Source organism: Pseudomonas sp. K5002 (assembly GCF_013386655.1).
In the GTDB taxonomy this organism is placed as follows: domain Bacteria; phylum Pseudomonadota; class Gammaproteobacteria; order Pseudomonadales; family Pseudomonadaceae; genus Aquipseudomonas.
Genome location: NZ_JACARK010000720.1, coordinates 1 through 846, shown reverse-complemented (window position 1 = coordinate 846; position 846 = coordinate 1). Strand labels below are relative to the sequence as shown.

Below are 846 nucleotides of genomic sequence, written 5' to 3'. Positions count from 1 at the left end.
CGCCACAGGGGGTTAATACAAATCTACCGGGTCTACGTCCAGCGACCATCTCACCTGGCGACCACTGGGCATTTGCTCCAGCGCAAGTAACCAGCTGCTTAATAAACGATGCAGCGGCGCGCGGGCACTGGCTTGCAAGAGTAGCTGGGCGCGGTAACGCCCGGCGCGGCGTTCCATCGGTGCTGGCACCGGGCCCAATAGCTCGATGCCGGTCAGACCCAGTTCCCCCAGCAAACGTTCAGCCTCGCTGCACGCTTCATCCAGGAAACCTTCGGCCTGCCCCGGCTTGTGCGCTTCGGCCCGCAGCAGCGCCAGATGCGCAAACGGTGGCAGACCTGCCGAGCGTCGCTCGCTCAAGGCCTGTTCGGCGAAGGCAAAGTAGCCTTGTTCTGTCAGTTGAATCAGCAGCGGGTGGTCGGCCAGGTGCGTCTGGATGATCACCTTGCCCGGCTCTTCGGCCCGCCCGGCCCGGCCTGCGACCTGCACGATCAACTGCGCCATGCGCTCGCTGGCGCGAAAATCCCCGGAGAACAGCCCGCCGTCGGCATCCAGGATCGACACCAGGGTCACCCGTGGGAAGTGATGCCCTTTGGCAAGCATCTGCGTGCCCACCAGAATGCACGGCTGGCCCTTCTGGATCGTGGTGAACAACTGATTCATCGCGTCCTTGCGCGAGGTGCTGTCGCGGTCGACCCGCAGCACCGGGTAATCCGGGAACAGGATGCCCAGTCGTTCTTCGGCGCGCTCGGTGCCCGCGCCCACCGGTCGCAAGTCGACTTTGCCGCACTGCGGGCAGTGCCGCGGCACCCGCTCCACATGGCCGCAGTGATGGCAGCGCAACTCGCC

General features: G+C 65.1%; 1 protein-coding gene. It reads right to left on the bottom strand.

The features are described 5' to 3' along the window. Window positions 1-12: 12 nt before the first annotated feature. A partial coding sequence (priA, locus tag HX846_RS27055) for a primosomal protein N' (protein ID WP_178966457.1) occupies window positions 13-846 on the bottom strand: 834 nt, incomplete at its 5' end.